This window comes from Sphingobium indicum B90A (assembly GCF_000264945.2).
Taxonomy (GTDB): domain Bacteria; phylum Pseudomonadota; class Alphaproteobacteria; order Sphingomonadales; family Sphingomonadaceae; genus Sphingobium; species Sphingobium indicum.
The window spans coordinates 3,313,197-3,339,043 of sequence record NZ_CP013070.1 but is presented as its reverse complement, the minus strand read 5'-3'; the positions used below and the strand labels follow the sequence as shown (position 1 = coordinate 3,339,043).

Annotated in this window: 19 protein-coding genes and 1 pseudogene; 4 read left to right on the top strand and 16 right to left on the bottom strand. The window is 66.4% G+C overall.

What is annotated here, in order from left to right:
- The first annotated feature begins 121 nt into the window (after window positions 1–121).
- Both mutS and SIDU_RS16165 read left to right on the top strand, forming a co-directional pair.
- Window positions 122–2,773 (top strand): DNA mismatch repair protein MutS, encoded by a 2,652-nt coding sequence (gene mutS / locus SIDU_RS16170; protein ID WP_020817483.1) that lies wholly within the window; start codon window positions 122–124, stop codon window positions 2,771–2,773.
- A 9-nt stretch (window positions 2,774–2,782) separates the two neighbouring features.
- Window positions 2,783–5,542, top strand: a complete 2,760-nt coding sequence (locus SIDU_RS16165; RefSeq protein WP_007689411.1) for a [protein-PII] uridylyltransferase — start codon at window positions 2,783–2,785, stop codon at window positions 5,540–5,542.
- 96 nt (window positions 5,543–5,638) lie between these two features.
- Here the strand turns inward: SIDU_RS16165 and SIDU_RS16160 are convergent, their stop codons facing one another.
- The 8 genes from SIDU_RS16160 to coaBC form a co-directional block, all read right to left on the bottom strand.
- Window positions 5,639–6,163: a L,D-transpeptidase family protein gene (locus SIDU_RS16160; protein ID WP_007689409.1), complete on the bottom strand. Its 525-nt coding sequence runs from the start codon at window positions 6,161–6,163 to the stop codon at window positions 5,639–5,641.
- On the bottom strand, window positions 6,160–7,218 hold the full coding sequence (gene ribA, locus SIDU_RS16155) for a GTP cyclohydrolase II (RefSeq protein ID WP_007689407.1): 1,059 nt from the start codon (window positions 7,216–7,218) through the stop codon (window positions 6,160–6,162). Before ribA ends, SIDU_RS16160 begins: the two co-directional genes overlap by 4 nt.
- Window positions 7,218–8,015, bottom strand: a complete 798-nt coding sequence (xth, locus tag SIDU_RS16150; RefSeq protein WP_007689405.1) for an exodeoxyribonuclease III — start codon at window positions 8,013–8,015, stop codon at window positions 7,218–7,220. Before xth ends, ribA begins: the two co-directional genes overlap by 1 nt.
- Before the next feature lie 392 nt (window positions 8,016–8,407).
- Window positions 8,408–9,061 (bottom strand): LolA family protein, encoded by a 654-nt coding sequence (locus tag SIDU_RS16145; protein WP_007689404.1) that lies wholly within the window; start codon window positions 9,059–9,061, stop codon window positions 8,408–8,410.
- Window positions 9,062–9,210: 149 nt separating this feature from the next.
- Window positions 9,211–9,576, bottom strand: coding sequence for a DsrE family protein (locus SIDU_RS16140; RefSeq protein ID WP_007689402.1), 366 nt, complete (start codon window positions 9,574–9,576; stop codon window positions 9,211–9,213).
- Entirely contained in the window at window positions 9,564–10,340 is a 777-nt protein-coding gene (locus SIDU_RS16135; RefSeq protein ID WP_007689400.1) for a HesA/MoeB/ThiF family protein, read from the bottom strand. The genes SIDU_RS16140 and SIDU_RS16135 overlap by 13 nt, the downstream gene beginning before the upstream one ends.
- Window positions 10,337–10,801, bottom strand: coding sequence for a dUTP diphosphatase (gene dut / locus SIDU_RS16130; protein ID WP_007689398.1), 465 nt, complete (start codon window positions 10,799–10,801; stop codon window positions 10,337–10,339). Before dut ends, SIDU_RS16135 begins: the two co-directional genes overlap by 4 nt.
- Window positions 10,776–12,032 carry a bifunctional phosphopantothenoylcysteine decarboxylase/phosphopantothenate--cysteine ligase CoaBC gene (gene coaBC / locus SIDU_RS16125; protein ID WP_007689397.1) on the bottom strand — a complete coding sequence of 419 codons (1,257 nt, stop codon included), beginning with the start codon at window positions 12,030–12,032 and terminating at the stop codon, window positions 10,776–10,778. The genes dut and coaBC overlap by 26 nt, the downstream gene beginning before the upstream one ends.
- A gap of 151 nt (window positions 12,033–12,183) precedes the next feature.
- Between coaBC and egtB the strand changes: the two are divergent.
- Window positions 12,184–13,451 (top strand): annotated as a pseudogene (gene egtB / locus SIDU_RS16120) (ergothioneine biosynthesis protein EgtB).
- 4 nt (window positions 13,452–13,455) lie between these two features.
- Window positions 13,456–14,412 carry an L-histidine N(alpha)-methyltransferase gene (gene egtD, locus SIDU_RS16115; protein WP_007689386.1) on the top strand — a complete coding sequence of 319 codons (957 nt, stop codon included), beginning with the start codon at window positions 13,456–13,458 and terminating at the stop codon, window positions 14,410–14,412.
- Window positions 14,413–14,730: 318 nt separating this feature from the next.
- Here egtD and SIDU_RS16110 read toward each other — a convergent pair whose 3' ends face one another.
- From SIDU_RS16110 to pgmG, 8 genes are all read right to left on the bottom strand, one after another.
- A complete protein-coding gene (locus SIDU_RS16110) occupies window positions 14,731–15,780 on the bottom strand; it encodes a DUF1176 domain-containing protein (RefSeq protein WP_007689385.1) in 1,050 nt (349 codons plus the stop codon).
- Between the two features lie 61 nt (window positions 15,781–15,841).
- Window positions 15,842–17,164 carry a NupC/NupG family nucleoside CNT transporter gene (locus tag SIDU_RS16105; protein WP_007689384.1) on the bottom strand — a complete coding sequence of 441 codons (1,323 nt, stop codon included), beginning with the start codon at window positions 17,162–17,164 and terminating at the stop codon, window positions 15,842–15,844.
- Between the two features lie 250 nt (window positions 17,165–17,414).
- Complete coding sequence (locus SIDU_RS16100; RefSeq protein WP_025772796.1) at window positions 17,415–19,736, bottom strand: FtsK/SpoIIIE family DNA translocase; 2,322 nt, start codon at window positions 19,734–19,736, stop codon at window positions 17,415–17,417.
- 230 nt (window positions 19,737–19,966) lie between these two features.
- Window positions 19,967–20,458: a GNAT family N-acetyltransferase gene (locus SIDU_RS16095; protein ID WP_007689381.1), complete on the bottom strand. Its 492-nt coding sequence runs from the start codon at window positions 20,456–20,458 to the stop codon at window positions 19,967–19,969.
- Window positions 20,459–20,468: 10 nt separating this feature from the next.
- Window positions 20,469–21,377, bottom strand: coding sequence for a DMT family transporter (locus SIDU_RS16090; RefSeq protein WP_020817473.1), 909 nt, complete (start codon window positions 21,375–21,377; stop codon window positions 20,469–20,471).
- A 16-nt stretch (window positions 21,378–21,393) separates the two neighbouring features.
- Window positions 21,394–22,554, bottom strand: coding sequence for a flavodoxin-dependent (E)-4-hydroxy-3-methylbut-2-enyl-diphosphate synthase (gene ispG, locus SIDU_RS16085; RefSeq protein WP_007689379.1), 1,161 nt, complete (start codon window positions 22,552–22,554; stop codon window positions 21,394–21,396).
- A gap of 180 nt (window positions 22,555–22,734) precedes the next feature.
- Window positions 22,735–24,039 carry an OmpP1/FadL family transporter gene (locus SIDU_RS16080; protein WP_037509243.1) on the bottom strand — a complete coding sequence of 435 codons (1,305 nt, stop codon included), beginning with the start codon at window positions 24,037–24,039 and terminating at the stop codon, window positions 22,735–22,737.
- Between the two features lie 396 nt (window positions 24,040–24,435).
- Window positions 24,436–25,845, bottom strand: coding sequence for a phosphoglucomutase/phosphomannomutase PgmG (gene pgmG, locus SIDU_RS16075; protein WP_007689375.1), 1,410 nt, complete (start codon window positions 25,843–25,845; stop codon window positions 24,436–24,438).
- Window positions 25,846–25,847 lie beyond the last annotated feature (2 nt).

Here is a 25,847-nt window from a genome sequence, read left to right as displayed (position 1 = left end):
TTTGGAAAGATGAGGTGGCCCTAGCGGCAAGAATATCCTGTGGGCAAGTGCGAGAAGCGCAATTTTCCTGCTGCTCTTGCAGCACTGGCATGAGGCCGGGCTTCACGCTATCCGCTTTGCCATGGCGCGAACGATCGATACATCCACGCAACAGGCGACGCCCATGATGGCGCAATATCTCGCGCTGAAGGCGGAGGCGCAGGACTGCCTGCTCTTCTACCGCATGGGCGATTTCTTCGAACTGTTCTTCGAGGATGCGAAGGCGGCGGCGGCGACGCTGGACATCGCGCTCACCAGCCGGGGCGAGCATGGCGGCGCGCCGATCCCGATGTGCGGCGTGCCGGTGCACAGCGCGGAATCCTATCTGGCGCGGCTGATCAAGGCGGGCCATCGCGTCGCCATCGCCGAACAGACCGAAACCCCTGCCGAGGCCAAGGCGCGCGGGTCCAAGTCCCTCGTCGCCCGCGCCATCGTCCGTTACGTGACGGCAGGCACGCTGACCGAGGAAACGCTGCTCGACAGCCGGCGCGACAATATGCTGGCGGCGCTGGCGCAGGTCGGCGGCGAAGAGGCGGACGAATATGGGCTGGCCGCCGCAGACATTTCGACCGGCCGTTTCGAGACGCTGACGCTGCGGGCGGCCGATCTGCCCGCCGAACTGGCGCGCCTGCGGCCAAGCGAGATCGTGCTGCCGGACGGGTTGGACCTGGAACTGCCCGATTCCCACCCGTTCGACCGCGCCGCCTTTTCCAGCAGCCGGGCCGAAACGGCACTGAAACGCATCTTCGGCGTCGCCACGCTGGACGGATTCGGCCAGTTCAGCCGCGCCGAACTAGCGGCCATGGGGGGACTGCTCGGCTATCTCGACCATGCGGGCAAGGGCACCCTGCCCTTCCTGGCCCCGCCTGTTCGCAAGACCAGCGGCGCGCATGTCGCCATCGACGCCGCGACCCGCGAGAGCCTGGAAATCACCACCACCATGAGCGGGACGCGGGCGGGCAGCCTGCTGGGCGCGGTGGACCGGACCGTCACCGGCGCGGGCGCCCGATTGCTGGCGCAGGATCTGTCGGCGCCGCTGATGGATCAGCCCGCGATCGAGGCGCGGCTGGGACTGGTGCAACTTTTCCATGACGACGCCATGCTGCGCGACCAGTTGCGCGTGGCGCTGCGAGCCTTGCCGGACATAGGGCGCGCCCTGGGGCGTCTGGCGATGGGCCGGGGCAGTCCCCGCGATCTGGGTCAACTCCGCGACGGGCTGGGCGAAGCGCGGCTATTGCGGGAGCGGCTGGGCCGCCTGCCAGACCAGCCCCTGCTGCTGGCGCAGCTTCTTCCCTCCCTCGACGGCCATGGCGCGCTGGTCGACAGCCTGTCCCGCGCCCTCGTCCCCAGCCCGCCCACCGAAACGGCCAATGGCGGCTATATCGCCGACGGCTATGACGCGGCGCTGGACGAATTGCGTCGCCTCGCCGGGGACGGCCGCCGCGCCATCGCCGCGCTGGAGGCGAAATATCGCGAGCAGACCGGCATCGCCTCGCTCAAAATCCGGCATAATGGCGTGCTCGGCTATCATGTCGAGGTGCCCGCCCGCGCCGCCGACCAGTTGATGCAGCCCGACAGCGGCTTCACCCATCGCCAGACGCTGGCGGGCGTGGTGCGCTTCAATTCGGTGGACCTGCACGAACAGGCGAGCCGCGTCGCGCAGGCCGGTGCCCACGCGTTGGTCGCCGAAGCCGCGCATCTGGAAGAGCTGATCGAATCCACCCTCGCCCGCAAGGCGGAGATCGCCCGCGCCGCCGACGCCCTCGCCCGGCTCGACGTGGCGGCTGCGCTGGCCGAACGGGCGGCCGAAGGCGGCTGGCAGCGGCCCCATTTCCTGCCCGAAGACGGCGAAGGGCCATGTCTGGAAATCAGCGGCGGCCGCCATCCGGTGGTGGAGGATGCGCTGCGCCGCGACGGCCAGCCCTTCGTCGCCAACGACTGCCGGCTTGGGGCAAGCGACCGGCTCTGGCTGGTCACAGGCCCGAACATGGGCGGCAAGTCCACCTTCCTGCGGCAGAATGCAATCATCGTCATCCTGGCCCAGGCGGGCGCTTATGTCCCCGCCCAGTCCGCTACCCTGACTCTGGTCGACCGCCTGTTCAGCCGCGTCGGCGCGTCGGACAATCTGGCCAAGGGCCGCTCCACCTTCATGGTCGAGATGGTCGAGACCGCCGCCATATTGGCGCAAGCGACCGAGCGCAGCTTCGTCATCCTGGATGAAGTCGGGCGCGGCACGTCGACCTATGACGGGCTGGCATTGGCATGGGCGGTGGTGGAGGCGGTGCATGAGGTCAACCGCTGCCGTTGCCTGTTCGCGACCCATTATCATGAGCTGACCCGGCTGGCGGAGACGCTATCCTCCCTTTCCCTCCACCATGTCCGGGCGCGGGAGTGGAAGGGCGACCTGGTGTTGCTGCACGAAGTCGCGGAAGGGCCTGCGGACCGCAGCTACGGCCTCGCCGTGGCGAGGCTGGCCGGGCTGCCCCCCGCCGTGCTCAAGCGGGCGAAGGATGTCCTCTCCCGCCTGGAAGCGGGCAAGGCGAAGACCGGCGGCATCGCGGCGGGGCTGGACGACCTGCCTCTGTTCGCCGCCGCCGTCGCGCAGGTGGAGGAAAAGGCCGATCCGCTCCGAGCCGCGCTGGACGGCATAGACGCCGACGCGCTTTCCCCCCGCGAGGCGCTCGATCAACTCTATCGGCTCAAGCAACTGGCAGCAGCCGGTCGGGATGGCTAGATAAGCCCTATGGTCATGCAGTTTCCGAAATTGGGGTCCAGACGCGCCATCATCGACCGGCGCGCCATTTCCGACCGCATCGCCGCCCTGGCGCAGGAGCATCGGGGCGACCAGATCAAGCTGCGCGGCCTGATCGTGAAGGAATTGAAGGACGCGCTGGACGCCGGGCGGGACGATGTCGCCCGCCGCCTCAGCCAGAAGCCGACCCGGGGGCGGGAGGCGGTGACCGCCTTCGCCTTCCTGATCGACCAGATTTTGCGCCTGCTCTACGACGCGACGACCCACCATCTCTATCCGGCGGGCAACCGCAGCACTGGCGAGCGGATCGTGCTGATCGCGGTGGGCGGCTACGGCCGGGGCGAGATGGCGCCGCACAGCGACGTCGACATCGGCTTCATCACCCCATGGAAGCCCACCGGCTGGACCGAGCAGGTGATCGAATCCATGCTCTATTCGCTGTGGGACCTGGGGCTGAAGGTCGGCCATAGCAGCCGTTCCATCGATGAGACGATGCGCATGGCGAAGGTCGACCTGACCGTGCGCACCGCCCTGCTGGAGGCGCGCTACATCTGGGGCGACAGGGCGCTGTACGAGGAAACCGCAGCCCGTTTCGACAGCGAGATCATGCAGGGCACCGCCCGCGCCTTCGTCACCGAAAAGCTGGAGGAGCGCGACGAGCGGCACAAGCGGATGGGCGACAGCCGCTATGTGGTCGAACCCAATGTGAAGGAGGGGAAGGGCGGGCTGCGCGACCTACACACGCTGTTCTGGATCGGCAAATATGTGAACCGGGTGAAGTCGGTCGCCGAACTGGTCGATGTCGGCCTGCTCACCGAAAGCGAATTGCGCCAGTTCCAGAAGGCGGAGGATTTCCTCTGGGCGGTGCGCTGCCACCTGCACATGATCACCGGGCGGGCGGAGGACCGGCTGACCTTCGACCTGCAACTGGAAACCGCCACCCGCATGCATTTCACCGGGCGCGCCGGGCGGTCGGGCGTCGAGCGGTTCATGCGCTATTATTTCCTGAACGCGAAGACGGTGGGCGACCTGACCGCCGTGTTCCTCGCCCATCTGGACGACCAGATGGCGGAACGCGGGCGGCGCTATATCCCCAGCTTCTTCCGCCGCCCGAAGAAGCTGGACGGCTTCGTGCTGGATCGCGGGCGGCTGGCGCTGCCCAACGACCAGTTCTTCCAGGACGATCCGGTCCGGCTGCTGGAAATCTTCGCGCTGGCGGACAAGCACGGCCTGGCCATCCATCCCAGCGCGATGCGCGCCGCCAGCCGCGACGCCAGCCTGATCACCGCGAAGATACGCCGCGATCCCCGCGCCAACGCCGCCTTCATGGAGGTGCTGACCAGTCCCCGCGACCCGGAAACGGTGCTGCGCTGGATGAACGAATCGACCGTCTTCGGCCGCTTCGTCCCCGATTTCCGCCGCGTCGTGGCGCAGATGCAGTTCGACATGTATCATCATTATACGGTGGACGAACATACGATCCGCGCCGTCGGCCTGCTGGCGCGGATCGAGAAGGGCGAACTGAACCGGGATCATCCGCTGGCGGCGGACCTGATGGGCAAGCTGCTGTCGCGCCGGGTGCTCTATGTCGCGGTGCTGCTGCACGACATCGCCAAGGGGCGCGGCGGCGACCACAGCATATTGGGTGCGGAAGTGGCGGACCATCTCTGCCCGCGCCTGGGCCTGACCCCGGCGGAGACGGAGACCGTGTCCTGGCTGGTGCGGCACCATCTGCTGATGTCGGCCACCGCCTTCAAGCGCGACCTGGCCGATTACAAGACGATCCTCGATTTCGTCGACGTGGTGCAGAGCCTGGAGCGGCTTCGCCTGCTTCTCTGCCTGACCGTGGTCGACATTCGCGCTGTGGGACCGGGCGTCTGGAATAGCTGGAAGCGGCAGTTGCTGGGCGATCTCTACGAGGCGGCCGAAGAGGTGCTGCGCCTAGGCCACAAGCAGAAGGGCCGCAGCGAACGGGTCACGACCAAGCAGCAGACGCTGCGCCAGGCAATGGGCCTGTCGGAGGCGGATTTCGCCAAGCTCAGCAAGCGCCTGCCCGAAAGCTACTGGATCGCGGAGCCGGAGGACATCCTCATCCACAATGCGCAGCATATATTGGAGGCGGGCGATTCCCCGCTTTCCATCGCCGCGCAATATTATCCGCAGCGCGGCGCGACGCTGGTGACGGTCTATGCCGCCGACCATCCGGGGCTGTTCTACCGGATCGCGGGCGCCATCCATCTGGCGGGCGGCAACATCATCGACGCGCGCATCCACACGACCCGCGACGGCGTCGCCATCGACAATTTCCTGGTGCAGGACCCGCTGGGCGGCGCCTTCCACAGCCCCGACCAGTTGACGCGCATCCGCAAGGCGATCGAGGATTCGCTCGCCAACCGGCACCGCATGATCACCAAGCTGGAGGCGCGCCCCCTGCCCCGCACCCGCGCAGAGGCCTTCCGCATCGAACCCAATGTGCTGATCGACAACAAGGCGTCCAACCGCTTCACCGTGATCGAGGTGAATGCGCGGGACCGCCCGGCGCTGCTCTTCAGCCTGGCCAACGCCCTGTTCCAGTCGAAAGTGACGGTCCACAGCGCCCATGTCGCCACCTATGGCGAGCGGGCAGTGGATACTTTCTACGTCACCGACCTGCTGGCCGGAAAGATCGAGAGCAAGGGCCGGCTGCAAACGCTGGAGCGGCGCCTGCTGGAAGCGGCCGGCGGTGAAGTGGCGGAACTGGAGCGGGCCTGACGTGAGGAAATCAGGCTGGCTCACCCACTTCCGTTCGGGCTGAGCCTGTCGAAGCCCTTCACTTCTCTTCAAATAAAGAAAAGCCCTTCGACAAGCTCAGGGCGAACGGGGGTGGGATAGGCTGACAATCTCCATCACATCACCCGGCGCCAGCAACGGCAATAACCGCAGCATATCCGCCCGCTCCACCGCCACGCATCCGGCGGTGGGCCTCCCTTCGGAAAGGTGAAAGAAAATCGCGCTCCCCCGCCCCGGCACCGGCGGCGCGTCATTATGCCCCAGCGCCACGATCACATCATAAGCATCATCGTCCCGCAGCAGATCTTCCGCCGAAAAGGCACCCGGCAGATGCACCGGCCGGTTATAGGCCGGATCGGCGACATCGTCGGACCAGCCATCCCCCTCCCGCAACCAGCGCCACGGCAGGCGGATGCCCGCCGCCTCCACCTTGCCCGGCCGCAGCAGCACGCCCCGGATCGGCCAGACGCCCAGCGGCGTGCACCCGTCCCCTTCCCGCTTGTCCGCCGCCGCGCAGGAACCGCCACGCCCGATGGTGCAGGGCATGGCCAAGTCGCCGAAGGAAAGACGCCCCGCGTCCGCATCGACGCGGACGACGCTCATAGCTGGTGCCCGGTCCGGTCCCGCTTGGTGGCGAGATAGCGTTCATTATGCGGATTGGCGGGCAGGATGATCGGCAGCCGTTCCGCCACCTTGATTCCCGCCGCTTGCAGCCCCGTCACCTTGTTGGGATTGTTGGTGAGCAGCCGCACCTCCCCCACCCCCAGCAGGTCCAGCATCCGCGCCGCCACGGAAAAATCCCGCGCATCGATGGCGAAACCCAGCCGCACATTGGCGTCGACCGTATCGAATCCCTGATCCTGCAAGGCATAGGCGCGCAGCTTGTTGACGAGACCGATGCCCCGCCCTTCCTGCCGCAGATAGAGCAATATGCCCCAGGTGGAATCCGCGATCTGGTGCAGCGCCTCATGCAATTGCGGCCCGCAATCGCATTTCAGCGACCCCAGAACATCGCCGGTCAGGCATTCGCTGTGCAGCCGGATCACCGGCGGCGATGAATCGCGCTGGCCGACGATCAGCGCCACATGCTCGCGCGGTTCGTCCGGGCTGCGGAAGGCGACGATCTCGGCGGTTTCGCTGGCCGATACCGGCAACCTCGCCCGCGTCGCAATATCCAGATGCACGGCGTCGTCATAGGCGTCGACATCGTCGGCGCCGACCTCCGCCTCAACCTCTCCATCCACCGTCGCGAAATAGGCAGGCAATATGCCCGCCAGCCGCGCCAGCCGCAGCGCCGCCTTGGCCGCCAGCGGCGCTGCCAGCGGCTTCGCCATGAACGGCCCCTTCAGCGGCGAGGCAAGGTCCAGCACCGGATCGGAAATCGCCGTCGCCACGTCGGCATCGATCCACGGCGCCCGCGCCACCAGCACCGGCATGTCGGGATCGGCCGCCGCGATCTGGTTGGCAAGCTTCAGCGTCTGCGCCCGCGCCGCGGAGATCAGTATGTCGGCCCGGGCGCCCGGATCGAAGGCGGCAAGCGTCACCGCGTCGGCCCCTTCCACCGCCATCAGCCGCAACGCGCCGTCGGGGGCCTGCACCCGCACGGGCCAACCCCGGCGCAGCGCATCGATGGCGCGTGCGGCGTCACGAGCGCCCATCAGAAGGCGAATTCCGTGATGATCGGCACATGGTCGGACGGCCGCGACCAGCCGCGAATCGGCTCGACGACGCGGTGGCTGACCGCCTTTTCCGCGACGTCCCGCGTCATCCACATATGGTCGAGCCGCCGTCCGCGATCCGATTCCGCCCAGTCGCGCGCGCGATAGCTCCACCAGGTGTAGAGCCGCTGCGGCGCGGGGTAGAATTTGCGGCCGATGTCGACCCAATCGTTCGATTCCTGCAAGCGCGCCAGAATCTCGCATTCGATGGGCGTATGGCTGACGACGTTCAAAAGCTGCTTGTGGCTCCACACGTCGCATTCCATCGGCGCGATGTTGAAATCGCCGGTCAGGATGGTCGGCTTGTCCTCCAGCGTGGAGGACCATTGGATCATGCGCTCCAGGAAGTCGAGCTTCTGCCCGAATTTCGGATTGACCTCCCGATCCGGCACGTCGCCGCCGGCGGGCACGTAGACATTCTCGATCCTGACCCCATTGTCCAGCCGCACGCCGACATGGCGCGCCTCCCCATTGGCCTGCCAGTCGAGCCGGTCGTCCTCCCGGATCGGAATCTTCGACAGGATCGCCACGCCATGGTGCATCGGCTGTCCGTTCAGCACCTGATGATTATAGCCCCGTTGCCGGAACAGCCCCGCCGGGAAGGTGTCGTTCACCACCTTCGTTTCCTGCAGACACAATATGTCGGGCGATTCTTCCGTCAGAAAGCGCTCGACAATGTCGAGCCGGGCACGAACGCTGTTGATATTCCACGAAGCGATGCTGAGCGTCTGAGACATGCTGATCCACTAGGAGTCTCCGCCGCCCGGCGCAAGGGCGCAAGGATGTGACCGTTTGGGCCGGAATTTGGCCAGGGCGGAGCGAAAATAGTGGATTTCCAGAACCGGCGCGCAGCGACCTTGAAGGTCGTGAGCACCGGAAGCGCAGAAAGCCGCTATTGCAGCCCGGCCTGGCCAAATTCCGGCCCAAACGAAAAGGCCCCCGCTCCGGGGGCATGGAACGGGGGCCTCGATCGCGCCCTTGAAGCGCTTTGCGGCGGGAGCGGGGTTCCGGGTAACAGGGGGGAAATCCCGGTTTCGTCTCTCGCCGTGGAGTTCCTTTTAGGGTCCGGGATATGAGCCTCAGATGAACGATTCCGAAAAGTTTTCGGCCCGTCGCGCCTGTGGCCCGTTTAGCCGCCGGCCGAGCGTCCCTTGGGTCGCGGATCGGTCCAGCGGAAGGCGGAATCGGCCACCGGCACGCCATAGCGCTGGTTGCTGAGCTTCACCGCCGTCCGGTTGTTCTGCGAATCCAGCGCCACCCAGCCGTAAAGCTGAAGGCCCGCCGGGCTGCCCGCATCGCGTTTGAAGATCATGGTGATGGTGCCATATTCGGGCCGCCTGGGGTCGCGCGCCTGGACGGACAGAACGGTCGGATCGCCGGTCTGGATCACCTTGCCGAATTTCGACAGATCCTTGTTGGGATCGATCAGCGCGCCCAGCGGCGAATTGCCGATCGGCCAGCGCTGCACCTGGCGCACCTCATAATCGATCATGGTCAGCGCCTTGCCGTCGCCCACGATCAGCAAAGGCACGCCCTTCTGATATTGGAAACGGATCTTGCCCGGCTGCTTGATCGTAAGCCGGCCGGTCAGCGTCTGGCCGTTGCGGTCGGTCTGGGCGAAATCGGCGATCATGGTGGTGACGGCGCGGATATAGGCGTTGACTCTGGACAGGTCCGACTGGCCCGCCTGCGCGGCGGCCGGCATCATCGGCGCCGCAAAGGGCGCGACGGCAAGGGTCAGGGCAGCCAGCGTCAGGCCGTGGGGCGCAAACATGCGCTTCATGCGATCATCTCCGGTTGTTCAGGATGAGGAGTGTAGGTGGCAGGGCTTGAACCCGCTGTGAACCCGATCGTTCCTGCCATGCAACGAATTGGCCGTCTGTTTTGATCATGCGCCCCAAGGATCGGCGGCAGGGCGGTGGTTCCACGCCTTCAGGCAAGGATCAGTCGGGCCTCTTCGCCGGTCTGTTGCAGGAATCCGACCGGCCCGCCGACCTCGACGCCCTTGGGCAGATCATCGGCAGTCATTCCGCACAGCGCAAGTCCGCTCTGGCAGGCGAGCAGGGTGACGCCCAATCCCAGCGCCTCTTCGATCACCATCGCCAGCGAAGGCAGCCCCGCAGCCCGATGCGCTTCGTCGCGGGGCGCTTCCACGGGCATGCGCAGCAATCCCACCGCATCCAGTTGCAGGAACACCGCCGCGCCGCCGCCCAGCGCCGCCTGAGCCGCAGCGATCACCAATGCGCCGCGCAGCCGCTCGGCATCCGCCGTCGCGACGACGATCCTCAGCTCGCGCATAGTTCCACGGCGCAACACCGGCAGGCGGGATCCTTCGGCACGGCCACGGTGCGAAACCGCATCGACAACAGGTCGGCGAGCAGCAGGCGCCCCGCCATATCCTCGCCAAAGGGAACCAGGGCGCGGATCACCTCCAGCGCCGCCAGGCTGCCCATCACGCCCGTCAGCGCGCCGATCACGCCGGTTTCGGAACAGTTCCGCTCCGGCGCGTCCTCCGGCGAGCCGACGAGGCAGCGATAGCAGGGCTTGCCCGCTTCCCAGCCGCGATAGGTCGCCAACTGCCCCTCGAACGGCCCGACAGCCGCCGAGACGAGCGGAATCCGCAGCTTCTGCGTGCAATCGGCCACCGCCAGCCGGGTGGCGAAACTGTCGCAGCCGTCCAGCACGACATCGGCATCCCGCAGCATCAGCGCGGCATTGCCTGCATCGATGCGGGCGTTGATCGGGATCAGCTTCACGTCGGGATTGAGCCGCGCAACCGCCGCCATCGCGCTTTCGGCCTTCGCCGCGCCGATTTCGGCGGTGCCGAACAGAACCTGCCGCTGGAGATTGGAGAGGGCGACCGCATCGTCGTCTATCACCCGGATCGTGCCGACGCCCGCCGCCGCAAGATAGAGGATGGCCGGGCTGCCGATCCCGCCCGCGCCGATGATCGCCACATCGGCGGACAGCAGCCGCGCCTGCCCCGCGCCGCCGATCTCCTTGAGCACGATATGCCGGGCATAGCGCTCAAGCTGATCGTCCGTGAGGGGCAGGGGCGTCATCGGGCGCGCACCCCCGTCGACCCGAAGCCGCCAGCGCCCCTGACCGTCTCGTCCAGTTCCTCGACTTCGGCGAAGCGCGCCGCCTGCACCGGCGCGGCGACCAGTTGCGCGATCCGGTCGCCCCGCGCGATCACGAAGGGTTCCTCGCCCAGATTGATCAATATGACCTTCAACTCGCCCCGATAGTCCGCGTCGATCGTGCCGGGCGTGTTGGGCAGGCTGATCCCATGGTTCAGCGCCAGGCCGGAGCGCGGCCGCACCTGCACCTCATAGCCTTCCGGGATGGCCATGGCGAAACCCGTCGCGACCGCATGCCGGCCGCCCGGCGCCAGGATGACGTCCTCCGCCGACACGACGTCCATCCCCGCCGCATGCGCCGTGGCATAGGCCGGCGCCGGCAGGCCCCGGCCATGGGGCAAGCGCTTCAGGCGGATTTCAATGGGCGGAAGCGGAGAGGACATGGGCGACCTTTTCTATCAGGCGGGTGGCGACGGCATCCTTGGGCAGATGGTCCCAGCTTTCGACGCCGTCCTTCGAAACGATGTGCACGCTGTTGGAATCGCCGCCCATCACGCTTGAGCCGGGTGGGCCGGACACGTCATTGGCGACGATCCAGTCGGCCCCCTTGCGCGCCAGCTTAGCCTGCGCATGTTCGGCGATCTTCTGCGTTTCGGCGGCAAAGCCGACCAGCAGGCCGGGACGCTTCGCATGCCTGCCCAGAGTGGCGAGAATATCGGGATTTTCCACCAGGGCGAGGGGCGCCGGCTTCCCCGATCCATCCTTTTTCAGCTTCTGATCAGCCGCGTCGGCCGCGCGCCAGTCGGCCACGGCCGCCACCATGATCGCGGCATCGGCGGGCAAGGCCTGCTCTACGGCGGCCAGCATCTCCCGCGCCGTCTCCACATCCACGCGGGTGACGCCGGGCGGCGTGGGCAGATGCACAGGCCCCGCCACCAAGGTCACCCGCGCCCCGGCCCGCGCCGCCGCCGCCGCGATGGCGAAGCCCTGCTTACCGGAGGATCGGTTGGCGATGTAGCGGACCGGGTCGATCGGCTCATGCGTCGGCCCGGCCGTCACCAGCACATGCCGTCCCGCGAGCGGCGCATCGGCCGCCTCGAAATCCGGCTGCCCGGCAAGCGGATCGGCGGCGGGCGGCCGGGCGAGCAGCCGCTCCACTTCCGCCGCGATCGCCTCCGGATCGGGCAGGCGGCCCTTGCCGAATTCGCCGCAGGCCATCTCCCCGCTGTCCGGCTCCATCACATGCACGCCGTCGGCCTTGAGTTGCGCGACGTTCCGCCGGGTCGCGGCATGATGCCACATGCGCACGTTCATGGCGGGGACGGCGAGCACCGGCTTGTCGGTCGCCAGCAGCAGCGTCGTCGCCAGATCGTCGGCAATGCCGCCCGCCATCCTGGCCAGGATATTCGCCGTCGCGGGCGCGACCACCACCAGGTCGGCCTGCCGCGAAAGCTGGATATGGCCGATCTCGCGTTCTTCCTTGAGGTCGAACATGTCGCCATAGACATGATCCTCCGTCAGCACGCCCAGCGACAGCGGCGTCACCAATTTCTGCGCGCTTTCCGTCAGCACCGCCCGCACCGCGATGCCGCGCCTGCGCAGCAGCCGCACCAGTTCCAGCGACTTGTAGGCGGCGATGCCGCCCGAAACGATGAGAAGGATGCGCTTGGTCATGACAGGCTCATCATTTGGGCAAGCGGCGCCGCCTTGTCCAGCCATTCCCATCGTCCCGACAAGCAATATGGCCAAAGGCCGGGCCGGAACCGATCCGCCCCTTCATGCGATTATTCCGTGAGAGCGGCGCAACCGTATCGAAGGGGCATGCATGGCAAGAAGCCGGACAGCACCGGGCCAGATCGACCTCGTCACCCGCTATCGCGAGGTCCGGGGATTGAGCGAAGCGCTCGCCGCGCCGCTGTCGGACGCGGATGCGACGGTCCAGTCCATGCCCGACGCGTCCCCCGCCAAATGGCACCTGGCGCATGTGAGCTGGTTCTTCGAATGCTTCGTCCTGCGCGACCATGTGCCGGGCTACGCGCCCTTCGATCCGCATTACGCCTATCTGTTCAACAGCTATTATGAGGCCGAAGGCCCACGCCACGCCCGGCCGATGCGGGGCATGCTCACCCGCCCGACGCTGGAGGAAATCCGCGCCTATCGCGCCCATGTCGACAGGGCGCTGGCCGCCGCCCTGCCGATGCTGATGCCCGATGCGCAGGCGCTGGTGCTGCTGGGCCTCCACCATGAGCAGCAACATCAGGAACTGATGCTCACCGACGTGCAGCATCTGCTGTCGCTGAACCCGCTGGAACCCGCGCTCTACGACGCGCCCAACGCACTGCCCGCGCCGCTGCCGGGCCCCTCCACTGGATCGAGGGTCGGCAGGGATTGGTCGAGATCGGCGATGACGGCAAAAGCGACTTCGCCTTCGATTGCGAGACGCCCCGCCACAAGACGGTGCTGCACCCCCATGCCCTGGCGCACCGGCTGATAACCAATGGCGAGTGGATCGCCTTCATCGAGGATGGCGGCTATGCCGACGCCGCCCTTTGGCTGTCGGACGGCTGGGCCTGGGTGCAGGCCGAACGGATAGAGGCGCCGCTTTACTGGCGGCGGGGCGATCAGGGCTGGACACGCTTCGGCCTGGACGGGCGCAAGCCGGTCAATCCCGCCGCGCCGGTCAGCCATGTCAGCCTCTATGAGGCGGACGCCTATGCCCGATGGGCGGGCGCGCGCCTGCCGACCGAGGCGGAATGGGAAAGCGCCGCCCTGAACGTCGCGCCGACCAGCGGCAACCAGTTGGACGGCTCCGCCTGCCCCCGCCCCCGCGCCGCGGACGGAGGCTCCGCGCTGACGCAGATGTACGGCGACGTGTGGGAATGGACGGGCAGCGCCTATCGCCCCCATCCCGGTTTCCGCGCCGCCGAAGGCGCGGTGGGCGAATATAACGGCAAGTTCATGTCCGGGCAGTTCGTGCTGAAGGGCGGCAGTTGCGCCACGCCGCGCGGCCATATGCGGCCCAGCTACCGCAATTTCTTCTACCCCCATCAACGCTGGCAGTTCACCGGGCTGCGGCTGGCGAAGGATCTGTGACGCGATGCTGCTGACCGAGGATGTCCCGCCGGCCCTGCGCGCTCCCGATCCGGCCTTCCGCCGCGACATCGTCGAAGGCTTGTCCCGCGAGCCCAAGGCGACGCCGCCCATCTGGTTCTACGACCGGCGGGGATCGGAACTGTTCGAGGCGATCACCGACCTGCCGGAATATTATCCGACGCGCACGGAAACCGCCCTGCTGGAGCGGCATGGCGCGGATTTCGCCGCCGCCGTCGGCGCCGGTCGGGCCGTGGTGGAATTCGGCGCGGGCAGTTCGCGCAAGACACCGCATCTGCTGCGCGCCATCGATCCGGCCGCCTATGTGCCGATCGACATCAGCGGCGACTTCCTCCACGCGTCGAGCGCGGAACTGGCGTCGGCCTTTCCGGGCCTGCCCATCCTGCCGGTGGTGGGCGACTTCAACGGCGAACTGGCCTTGCCGGCGGCGATCGACGGGCTGCCGCGCCTGGGCTTCTTCCCCGGATCGACCATCGGCAATATGGAGCCGGATGCGGCGGTCGACCTGCTGCGGGCGATGCGGCGGCTGCTGGGCGGGGACGCGATGCTGCTGATCGGCATGGACCGGATCAAGGACCGCGACCGGCTGGTCGCCGCCTATGACGATGCCGCCGGGGTCACGGCCGCGTTCAACCTCAACCTGATCACGCGCATCAATCGGGAGCTGGCGGGCGACCTGCCGCTGGACGGCTTCGTCCATCGCGCCATCTGGAACGACGACAAGGCGCGCATCGAAATGCATCTGGAGGCGGTGCGGCCGCTCCATTTCCACGTCGCCGGCCAATGCTTCCGCATGGAGCAGGGGGAGACGATCCATACCGAGAGCAGCCATAAATATGGCGCCCGCGACGAAAGGCTGCTGCTGCGCGCCGGCGGGTGGGAGCCGCTGCGCGAATGGAGCGACGCGGAAGGGCTGTTCTCGCTGATCCTCGCGGGCGCTTAGAGCATCCAGCAATAACTAGGAACCGTTCACTGAACCCTTCGCAGGTGCAGGACAGGCTTGTCGAAGCGGCGCATGAAGGACCGATCCTGGCGCAGGTGCTACGATACGGGCCTTCGACTTCGCTCAGCCCCTGCTCAGCACGAACGGCGTGCATTTGATTGGATGCTTTGGGCGAATTGCAAGCGATCGAAACCCGCTCTCATGTCGAGAGAACAAAGCTGTTCCTGCGAAGGCAGGAACCCAGTTCCGCCGTCCGATCTGGGTTGCTGCCTTCGCAGGAACACGGGGTGCGCGTTGGGCGGGAAAGCCTCCGGCGGCTCAGTCGGTCACCCTGGCGGACCAGGTGGTGATCCAGTGCCATGCGCCGCGGCATTCCCCCATCGCGCTCGCCTCGACCAGGCGGAAGCGCGCGCCGTCCCAGACATAGGCCTCGCTGCCGCCGCAATCGCCGATGCCGCGTCCCTTGGCATAGCTTTGCAGGGTGGCCGTTTCCGGCGCCCAGTCCGCATTGACCAGCATTGGATGGCCTGCCTCCTCGCTCCAGCCCGGCTGATAGTCGAAGCCCGCGAAGCGGAAGACGCGTCGGCCAGGAATGCCGGTCGCGATCACGGGGACGGAGGTGTAGTTATAGGCCCCCGCACCGCAGGGCACCAGGACCAGCGTCTCCGTCTTCGACAATCGGTGCAGTTCGGGAGGAGAGGACGCGGACCTCATCTCATCCGCGCAACCCGTGAAGGTGCCTAGCGCCGTCAGTTCCTCTCGCCAGAGCGCGGGCGGCTGAGCGCCCGCGGGCACGGCGGCCCGCCGGATCGTGGGGAGTGGGGGCGCAGGACGCACGGCGCCGCGCGCAAGCAGGCCCGTTGCGACAAGGGCCGCCACCGTCCCCGCCCTGCCCTGCTTCGCGTCCATATAGCGCAGCGCGGCAGCCGAGCCGGCCAGGGACGGCCGGTCGATGCGCCTGCCGCCGGCGCGGATCTCCATGCCGCCGCCCTTCGCCATGGCGATCGCCAGCGCGGACGCCTGCGGGCCTTGGACGCTTGCCTCGCCGTTCACGCTCGTCACGCTGGCGATCTTGCGGCCGTCCACCAGGAAATCCAGCGTCTCCCGGCCCTTGGCTGCGCGGCTGACCCAGATTTCGGGATCGGCGTCCGCCCCCGCGTCTCGCACGATGCCCAGCATCACCGGCGCATCGGGCCAGTTGCCGCCTTCGGGCAGCAGCGACACGGCCTCGCATCGATTGCGATTGTCGCAGCCGATGGTCCAGTCCTTGTAGCTTTCCAGCTTGCCCGGCTTCGGCGCCTGCGCCGCGGCCGGCGCCGCCCACAGGACCGACAAGACCGTCAGCCCGAATATGCGTATCGCCCCCATGCGTTAACCATAACCGATCTTGCAGGCTGCGGGTAGAACTTTCGTTATAGTGTCGGAACGATCAGCGCAGGCTGAGCATCAGGCCCGCCAGCGCCGCGCTCATGAGGTTGGCAAGGCTGCCCGCGACCAGCGCCTTCAGGCCCAGCCGGGCGATCACCGGCCGCTGGTTGGGCGCAAGATTGCCGGTGACCGCCATCTGGATCGCGATGGAGCTGAAATTGGCGAAGCCGCACAGCGCGAAGGTGACGATGGCGACGGTCGCCGGAGACAGCGCGCCCTGCACCTGGCCGAGATTGATATAGGCGACGAATTCGTTGAGCACGACCTTGGTCCCGAACAGGCCGCCCGCCACCTGCGCCTCCGTCCAGGGAATGTTGAGCAGAACCATGAGCGGGGAAAAGGCATGGCCGAGCAGTTGCTGGAAGCTGAGGTCGGGATAGCCGAACCAGCCGCCGATGCCGCCGAGTATGCCGTTGGCCAGCGCCACCAGCGCGACGAAGGCCAGCACCATGGCGCCGACCGCGACGGCCAGCTTCACGCCGGTCTGCGCGCCCTGCGCGGCCGCCATGATGAGGTTGGCGGGCTTTTCCTCGTCATGGGTGGCGGGGGGCATCGGCTCGCCGGGGGTTCCGCCCGGCAGCAGAGCGGCAGGCCCGGTGTCGCCGATCCGGCTTTCGGGCAGGGCGATGTCGGGATGATCGCCCAGGGGGAGTTCGGGTTCGCGCTCCGGCTCGTCGGGCATCATGATCTTCGCCATCAGCAGGCCGCCGGGCGCGGACATGAAGCTCGCCGCCAGCAGATAGTCGATCTTGATCCCCATGGAGGCATAGGCGGCCAGGATCGTGCCCGCGACGCCCGCCATGCCGCTGGTCATCACGGCGAAAAGCTGCGGCGGGGTCAGGCCCGCCAGATAAGGGCGGATGACGAGCGGACTCTCGCTCTGCCCCACGAAGATGTTGGCGGCGGCGCACAGGCTCTCGACCTTGGACACGCCCGTCACCTTCTCGATCGCGCCGCCGACCCAGCGCACCACCTGCTGCATGATGCCCAGATGGTAGAGGATAGACACCAGGCTGGCGAAGAAGATGATCACCGGCAGCGCCGCGATGGCGAAGCTGGCGCCGCCGATCTCCGGCCTGGCGAGCGGACCGAAGATGAAGTCCGTCCCCGCCTGCGCATAGCCGAGCAGGTTCGACACGCCACGCGACATGCCCGCGATTACGGCGCGTCCGGCGGGCACGTAGAGCACCAGCAGCGCGATGCCCGCCTGCAACAGGAACGCCGCGCCGACGACGCGAAGGCGGATGGCGCGGCGGTCGGAGGAAAGGATGAAGGCAATGGAAAGGATCAGCGCGATACCGGCTAGGCCAATGAGAAGATGCATGAACAGCTTTCGCGGGAAGAACGAACGGCGCGACCATAAAGAGCGCGCATGATGGAGGCCAGCAGCTTTACGCCAATAGCTTTACGCCGGTAAATTTACGATTTTGCAAATGGATTCGGGTCGAGATGCCTGGGCGTTTGCTGCTCTTATCTCGTCGTCATGCTGAACTTGTTTCAGCATCCATCCCCAAAAAACCAAGGCTCGATCTGGAGAAATGCCCCCTGAAACAAGCTCAGGGTGGAAAGGGCAGCTAAAGCGGATTGCCGTTTTCGTCCCGCAGCACTTCGCGGCGGCCGACATGGTTGGGCGGCCCCACCAACCCCTGCTCCTCCATCTGCTCGATCAGGCGGGCGGCGCTGTTATAGCCGACGCGCAATTGCCGCTGGAGCCAACTGGTCGACGCCTTCTGATTTTCGAACACCAACTGGCAGGCCTTGCGGAAAAGCTGCGCGTCGGGGCTGTCGTCGCCCAGATCCACCCCGTCGAGCGCGAAGCTGCCTTCCTCCGGCTCCTCCGTGACGGCGGCGATATAGTCGGGCTGGCCCTGGGCGCGCCAATGATCCGCCACCACCCGCACCTCGTCGTCCGACACGAAGGGACCGTGGACGCGCATCAGCCCCTTGCCGCCATGCATGTAGAGCATGTCGCCCTTGCCCAGCAGTTGTTCGGCGCCCTGCTCCCCCAATATGGTGCGGCTGTCGATCTTCGACGTGACGAAGAAGCTGATGCGGGTCGGCAGGTTCGCCTTGATCACGCCGGTGATGACGTCGACCGAGGGCCGCTGCGTCGCGAGGATCAGGTGGATGCCCGCCGCGCGCGCCTTCTGCGCCAGCCGCTGGATCAGGAATTCGACTTCCTTGCCCGCCGTCATCATCAGGTCGGCCAGCTCGTCCACCACCACCACGATCTGGGGCAGCGGCTGAAAATCCAACTGCTCCTCCTCATAGATCGGCTTGCCGGTTTCGGGATCGTAGCCGGTCTGCACCCGGCGGCCGAGCGGCTTGCCCTTGGCCTTCGCGGCACGAACCTTCTCATTGTAATTGGCGAGGTTGCGGACGGAAATCGACGCCATCATGCGATAGCGGTCCTCCATCTGCTCCACCGCCCATTTGAGCGCCCGGATCGCCTTGGCAGGCTCCGTCACCACCGGCGACAGCAGATGCGGAATATCGTCATAGGTCGACAGTTCCAGCATCTTCGGATCGATCATGATCAGCCGCAACTGGTCCGGCGTCATGCGGTAGAGCAGCGACAGGATCATCGCGTTCAGCCCGACCGACTTGCCCGAACCCGTCGTGCCCGCGATCAGCAGATGCGGCATCGGCGCCAGGTCGGCGATGATCGGCTCGCCGGAAATATTCTTGCCCAGGATGATCGGCAGCGTCGCCTCCGCCCCGAACTGTTCGCTGGTGATGAGTTCGCGGAAGGACACGCCCTCCCGGTTCGCATTGGGCAGTTCGATGCCGATCACCGTGCGCCCCGGAATCGTCGCCACGCGGGCCGAAAGCGCCGACATGTTGCGAGCGATGTCGTCGGCCAGCGCGATCACCCGGCTTGCCTTGATGCCGGGCGCAGGCTCCAGCTCATACATGGTGACGACCGGGCCGGGCCGGACCTCCACGATATTGCCCTTCACATGGAAGTCGTCGAGCACGGATTCCAGCAGGCGCGCATTGCGCTCCAGCGCCGCCTTGTCGATCTTCTGCCCCTGGCTCGCGGGGATCGGGTTCAGCAGGTCGGGCGAAGGCAGGGAGCTATGGCCGAACAGGTCGTCCTGCGACACCGGCGCCATGGGGCGCTGCGCCGGCGCGGGCTTGGGCGTCTGGATGTTGATCGGCGGCTTGGGTTCGTTGGAGACGGTCTTGCGCGGCGTCGCCACGCGCTCGAAAACATCGTCTTCCTCATCCACGTCGACAGTCGGCGCGGGACCGGCCAGAGCGAATGTCGGCTTGGGCAGGCTGAGGCGCGGCAGCGAAGGCCTGCGCAAGGCGATGATCGGCTTTTCCAGCGCCAGGCTGCGATACCACAGGACAGCGCCCGCGATCAGCGTCAGCAGGATCAGGATGCCGGTGATCCATCCCTGCGCGGCGGGCAACTGCGCGGTCAGGCTGGCGATGCCCCGCGCCGTCACCAGCGCGATGATGCCGCCCCATCCGGCGGGCAGGCCCACCAGCGGATTGGTCTGAAACAGCGCCAGCGCGATGCCGATCAGCGTGATGCCCGCGAGGCATTTGCCGAACTGCCCCTTCCACCCGCTCATATCCTGGTCGCCCCAGAGGCGCCGGGCGGTGATCGCCATCAGCGGCAGCACCAAAGCCACCGGCACGCCCAGCAGCCAGAGCAGGAAATCCGCCACCCATGCGCCGGGCGCCTGCATGATATTCTGCACATGGTCGCCCGCGACCGTGTTCATCGACGGGTCGCTGGGCTGATAGCTGAGCAGCGCCAGCGCCAGGAACAGGGTCGCCAGCAACAGCGCGATCGATCCGATCAGCGCGCCGCTGCGGATCAGGCTGCGTTTCAGCATTTCGCGCCATTCCGGCGTGCGCTTGGCACCGCGGCTGACAGCCATGGCCTCCATGTCCCCCAAATGTTCCGTCCGGGGACAATGCGCCGAGCGGGGAGTCCCCGTCAAGAGTCCGGCCCCTCGGCTCGTCTCGCTGACTCCGTAACAATCCGTATGTCGGCGGGCGGGGGGTCAGCGCAAAAGTCCCCCGAAAGGAGACTACGCCATGATCGCCGCTTTCTACCCCACCCTCGTCGTCGTCGCGCTGGGGGCCTTCACCGCCGTCCTTCTGGGCGTCAGCGTGCAGGATGCGCTGAGGCGAGGGCGCTGAGCGCTTCGCCGTCGACGCGCTGCACCGTCCATTCGTCCATCGGCCGCGCGCCGAGCGAACGGTAGAAGGCGATGGACGGTTCGTTCCAGTCCAGCACCCACCATTCCAGCCTCGCGCAATCCCGTTCCAGCGCCAGTTGCGCGAGGCGGGAGAGCAGCGCCTTGCCCGCGCCCAGGCTCCGCGCTTCGGGAATGACGAACAGATCCTCCAGATAAAGTCCCGGCCGCCCTTCGAAGGTGGAGAAATTGTGGAAGAAAAGGGCGAAGCCGACGGCCTTTCCGTCATGTTCCGCGATCAGCACCTCGGCCATGGGGCGCGGGCCGAAAAGATATTTGTCCAGGCTGGCGCGGTCGGCCTTCACCTCGTGCGACAGCTTCTCATAGTCGGCCAGGGCGAGGATGAAGCCGTGAATCGCACCGATGTCGGCGGCAACGGCCTCGCGGATGGTGACGGACATGCTTTTCCTTTCAGGCGACGGACGGTTCGACATGCGATGCCTGGGCCGGCCCTGCACGGGACGCGATCAGGCATCCCACCACGATCAGCAGCGCGCCTGCCAGGGTGGTCAGGGTCAGCCGTTCGCCAAAGGCAAGCCAGCCGATGATCGCGGCCCAGAGGAAGGCGCTATATTCAACCGGGATCAACAGTTGCGCCTCCGCCCGCGCATAGGCCCAGGCCAGCGCGGCGAGCGAGGTGAAGGCCAGCGTCGCGGCCAGGGCCACCAGCGCCCATGAGGGCGGCGCCGGCACGACCGGCCTGACCTGGACGAGCGCCGCGAAAAGCACGAACAGCCCCAGCATCACCACATGCTGGAAGAAGGCGACCTCTATCGGGGAAGCAAGCTGCGCCTGCTGCCGCTGGAGGATGAGGTTCCAGGCGAACAGCACCGCCGAAACGAGGACCGCGCCCGCGCCCAACAGCGCGTCCGTATCATAATCGCCCCGCACGCGACCCGACAGGATGACCGCGACGCCGACCAGCCCCAGCAAAGACGCGCCGATGGCCCGCCGCCCGATCCTCTCCTTGAGCAGCAGCGCGGCCAGATAGAGCGCGACCAGCGGGGCGATGAAGGACAGGGCGATGGCCTCGGCCAGTGGCATCCGCATGATCGCCCAGAAGAACAGGCTGGCCATCACCGCCACCACCGCCCCGCGCAGCATATGCAGCCGCAACACCGCCCGGTCCGGCCAGCGCTGCCGCGTCAGCAGCATCAGAGCCAGCCCCAGCAGGCTGCCCGCAACGGCGCGCCAGAACAGCGCGTCGAACAGGCCGATGGAGAGGCTCAATCCCTTCATCGCCGCATCCATCACGGAAAACAGCGCGACCCCCAGGCAGCAGACGGCAAAGGGAAGGGCGAGGGAGCGGGGCGCGGTCATGGGGACGGGGAACGGCTTATTCCGCCGCTTCCGCCTTTCCGGCATCGGTGGTTTCGGCCTCCAGCTTGGCCGCCTCGATCTCCGCCGCCTTGGCCTCCACCAGGCCGACGATATGGTCGATCATGCCTTCGTCCTGCACCGTATGATCGGTCAGGCCCGACAGATAGACCATATGCTTGCCCGCGCCGCCGCCGGTCAGGCCGATGTCGGTCTCCCGCGCTTCGCCGGGGCCGTTCACCACGCAGCCCAGCACGGACAGCGACAGCGGCGTGTGGATATGCTGGAGCCGTTCCTCCAGCGCCTGCACCGTGCGGATCACGTCGAATCCCTGGCGCGCGCAACTGGGGCAGGAGATGACCTTCACGCCCCGCGTGCGGATGCCGAGCGACTTCAATATCTCGTAACCGACCCGCACTTCCTCCTCCGGCTCGGCGGAAAGGGAAACGCGGATCGTGTCGCCGATCCCGGCCCAGAGCAGGTTGCCGATGCCGATGGCGCTTTTCACCGTGCCGCCGATCAGTCCGCCCGCCTCGGTAATGCCCAGATGCAGCGGGCAATCCACCGCTTCGGCCAGTTGCATATAGGCGGCGACGGCCAGGAAGACGTCGCTCGCCTTCACCGCCACCTTATAGTCGTGAAAATCCTGGTCCTGGAGCAGCTTGATATGATCGAGCGCGCTTTCGACCAGCGCTTCCGGGCAAGGCTCGCCATATTTTTCGAGCAGATCCTTTTCCAGGCTGCCCGCATTGACGCCAATGCGGATCGAGCAACCGTTGGCCTTGGCCGCGTCGACCACTTCCTTGACCCGCGCCTCGCTGCCGATATTGCCCGGATTGATGCGCAGGCAGGCCGCGCCCGCATCGGCGGCTTCCAGAGCCCGCTTATAGTGGAAATGAATGTCCGCGACGATCGGCACGCGGGCGGCGCGGACGATCTGCTTGAGCGCCGCGGTGGACGCCTCGTCGGGGCAGGAGACGCGGATGATGTCCACGCCCGCTTCCTCGCAACGGCGGATCTGGTCGACGGTCGCCCTGACGTCATCGGTGGGCGTGTTGGTCATGGTCTGCACCGTGACCGGCGCGCCGCCGCCTACCGGAACATTGCCGACCATGATCTGGCGGCATTGCCTGCGGGCGATGTCGCGCCAGGGACGCAGGCCGGGATTATGGTCGGACATGAAAAAGGGGCTCCGTGGTGATGGAGCCCCTATAGGGATTTACCGCGAGCTTTAGAAGCGCGAGCTGTTTTGGGTTTCAGCAAAGCTGAAACGTGCGGCACCGGCCCTCACCCCCACCCGACCGCCCAGACATGGTATCCTGTGGCGGTCGGGTGGGGGTGAGGGCCGGTGCCGCTCCCATCAAAAACGCGCCGTCAAAGAAGCGCCGATCTGGTCCGCATTGCCGCTGGTCTGCGACAGGGTGGTCGCCGTCACCGTTGCGGGCGCGGGATAATAGCTGTCCGGACGGATGATGTTCGCCTTCTCCACGAAATTATGGGCATAGCTGAGGTTCAGCGCAAAGGCGGGCGAGATATTATAGGTCGCGCCGGCCGACAGCCAGGTCCGATCGCCGTCGGGCACGCGGGTCGTCAGATGCTGCGGATTGGTGGGCGAGCGGTCGAACATCGTGCCCGCCCGCAGGGTCAAAGCCGGGCTGACGTCATATTCTCCGCCCAGGCTGACGCTGTAGCTGTCCTTGTAATCCAGTTCCTTGTTGCTGGTCCCGGCGGCGGTGGTGATGGCGATGCCCTTGAACTTCGACCAATTGTACCAGCGGGCGCTGATCATGGCGCGCAGCTTCGGCGTCAGGCGATGCATGAAGCCGACCGTGACGATGTCGGGCAGGTCGAGCGGCGCGGAAGCGTCCAAAACGCCATTGGCCGAGGCGATCGGACCCAGGAGACCGGAAATGCTCTGCGTGCCGGTCACCTTGTGATTGACGCCGGAACGGTAGGAGACGCCCACATTGGTGTCGCCATTGGTGTAGAACAGGCCCGCATTCCAGCCGACCGTCCAGTCGTCGCCCTTCAACCGGGCGAAACCATCGGTCGGGGCCAGTGGCGAAAGCTGCGGCAGCGCGTTGGTGAGGGTCGCCTTCACATATTGCACGTCGACGCCGCCGCCGATGGAGAAATTGTCGTTGAGCCTATAGGCTGCGCTGGACTGGATATTATAGGTCTTGAGGTCGGTGTAGATCGAATCGTAACGGCCGAAAAAGCCGTCGTCATAATCCAGCTTCAACCCGAAGGGCGCATTGACCCCCAGGCCAAGCCACAGCCGGTCGGTCGCCTGCGCCGTGACGTAGAAGCTGGGGATGGGAATGACCTTTTCGAACGGCTGGCCGCCGTCATTGCCGGTCACCGGCACCCGCGCGCCCGGCACGGTGGGAACGGTGCGGTAGGTGCCGCGATTGGCCTGGTGGGCGGAGGCCATGAGCGCGATGCCGCCGACCGAGGTCTGGATGCCCGGCAATTGCGTCATGGCCGCGGGATTGAAATAGATGGCGGACGGATCGTCCGCCGCAGCGCCGGCGCCGGCCATTGCCCGGCCGGTTTCCTTTGGCGCCTGTTCCTGAAGGTAGAAACCACCCGCCAGAGCCGGGACGGGTGCTGCGAATGCGCCCGACAGCAGGAGACTGACGAGGATGGGGCGGCGCAATGGCATGATGAAACCTCTCTTCAAACGTGTTTGCGGCAAATGGCTTTCACCGGAAAAATGATGCCCTTAAAGCCGCGCCCTATTAGCAATATGGTTAAATTATCGTTCGAAAAGCCCTAATTTACGGGGATTTCACGCGCTGGATCGCCGAAAATGCGAAACGACGCTACGGCAGGAAGCGAAAAAAGAGAGGGCAAAAAGGCAAAAAAAAGCCGCCCCGGAGGACGGCTTGAAAGTTTTAGGAGAGGATGCCTGAAAGGCCTTTTCCTTTTGCGGTGCAGCGGCGCATTTCGCAAATGCGAAAAGCTGACCCCTGGTTGCGTTTTCTGCAACTGCCCCCTTATATCCTTGTTTCCCTAGCGTAAAAATAAGTTTCTCCTGGCGATCTGCCTGTCGCCGGGATCAGGAATCGGCTCGCGAAATCCGAATCACGCCCGAATCGGCCAGATGGGCGTCGATCTGCGCGACCAGGCGCGCCAATCCTTCCTCATCCTTCGCCTCGGCGCGGGCAACGAGCGCGTCCTGGGTGTTGGAGGCCCTGAGCAGCCACCAGCCATCGGGCGTGACGACCCGCAGGCCGTCGGTTTCGTCGACGTTCGCGCCCAGGGCCTGCAAGCGGGCGCGGACTTCCTCCACCACCGCGAACTTGCGGCTATCCGCCACTGGAAAGCGAAGTTCGGGCGTATTCGCCATGTTCGGCATTTCGTCGCGCAGGGCGGTGACGCTGCGGCCCAACCGGGTCAGACCCCGGATCAGGCGCACCGCCGCATAAAGCCCGTCGTCGAAACCGTAATAATCGTCCGCGAGGAAGATATGGCCGGTCATCTCGCCGCCCAGCGGAGCGGCAATCTCCTTCATTTTGGACTTGATCAAGCTGTGGCCCGTCTTCCACATCAGCGCCCGCCCGCCCAGCGCGGCGATGCGGTCGAACAGGGCCTGGCTGGCCTTCACATCCGCGACGATGGTGGCGTTCGGGCGGTCCTTCAGCACCAGTTCGGCGAAAATGCCCAGCAACTGGTCGCCCCAGATTACCCGCCCCTTGCCGTCCACCACGCCGATCCGGTCCCCGTCTCCGTCGAAAGCCACTCCGAAATCGAGCTTCTTGGCGCGGACAAGCGCTTTCAGGTCCGCCAGATTCGCCTCGACAGTGGGATCGGGGTGATGATGGGGAAAATGTCCGTCTATCTGGGTGAAAAGCACATGATGCTCACCTGGCAGGAGCTTGACCAGCTTGTCCACCACCGGCCCGGCGGCGCCGTTGCCCGCGTCCCAGCCAATGCGCCAGGCGGCGCCGTCGAACCCCTGCACCAGCCGGGCGACGTAGCGGTCCATGACGGCGACAGTCTCGACCTGCCCTCTGTTTCCGCTCCCCCCGTCGCTCCAGTCGCCCGCCGCCGCCATGCTCCCCAGATTCGCGATGTCCGCCCCAAAAAAGGCCTGGTGCTGAAATACCAGCTTGAAGCCGTTATGATCGGCGGGATTGTGGCTGCCGGTTATCTGCACGCCGCCGTCGACATCGAACGCCGCTTCGGCATAATAGAGCATGGGCGTCGGGCCGAGGCCTATGCGCACGACATCGGTTCCGGAATCCTGCAGGCCCTGCACGACCGCCTGTTCCAGCGCCGGGGAACTCAGCCGACCGTCATAGCCGACCGCGACCCTTGATCCGCCTGCCCGCCTGACGCCCATCCTCCTGACAATCGTGCCGAAGCTGCGGCCCACGGCATAGCCATCCGCCTCGCCCAGCGTGCGGCCCACCACGCCCCGAATGTCATATTCGCGTAGGAGCGTGGGATGAAAGCGATGGGCCATGG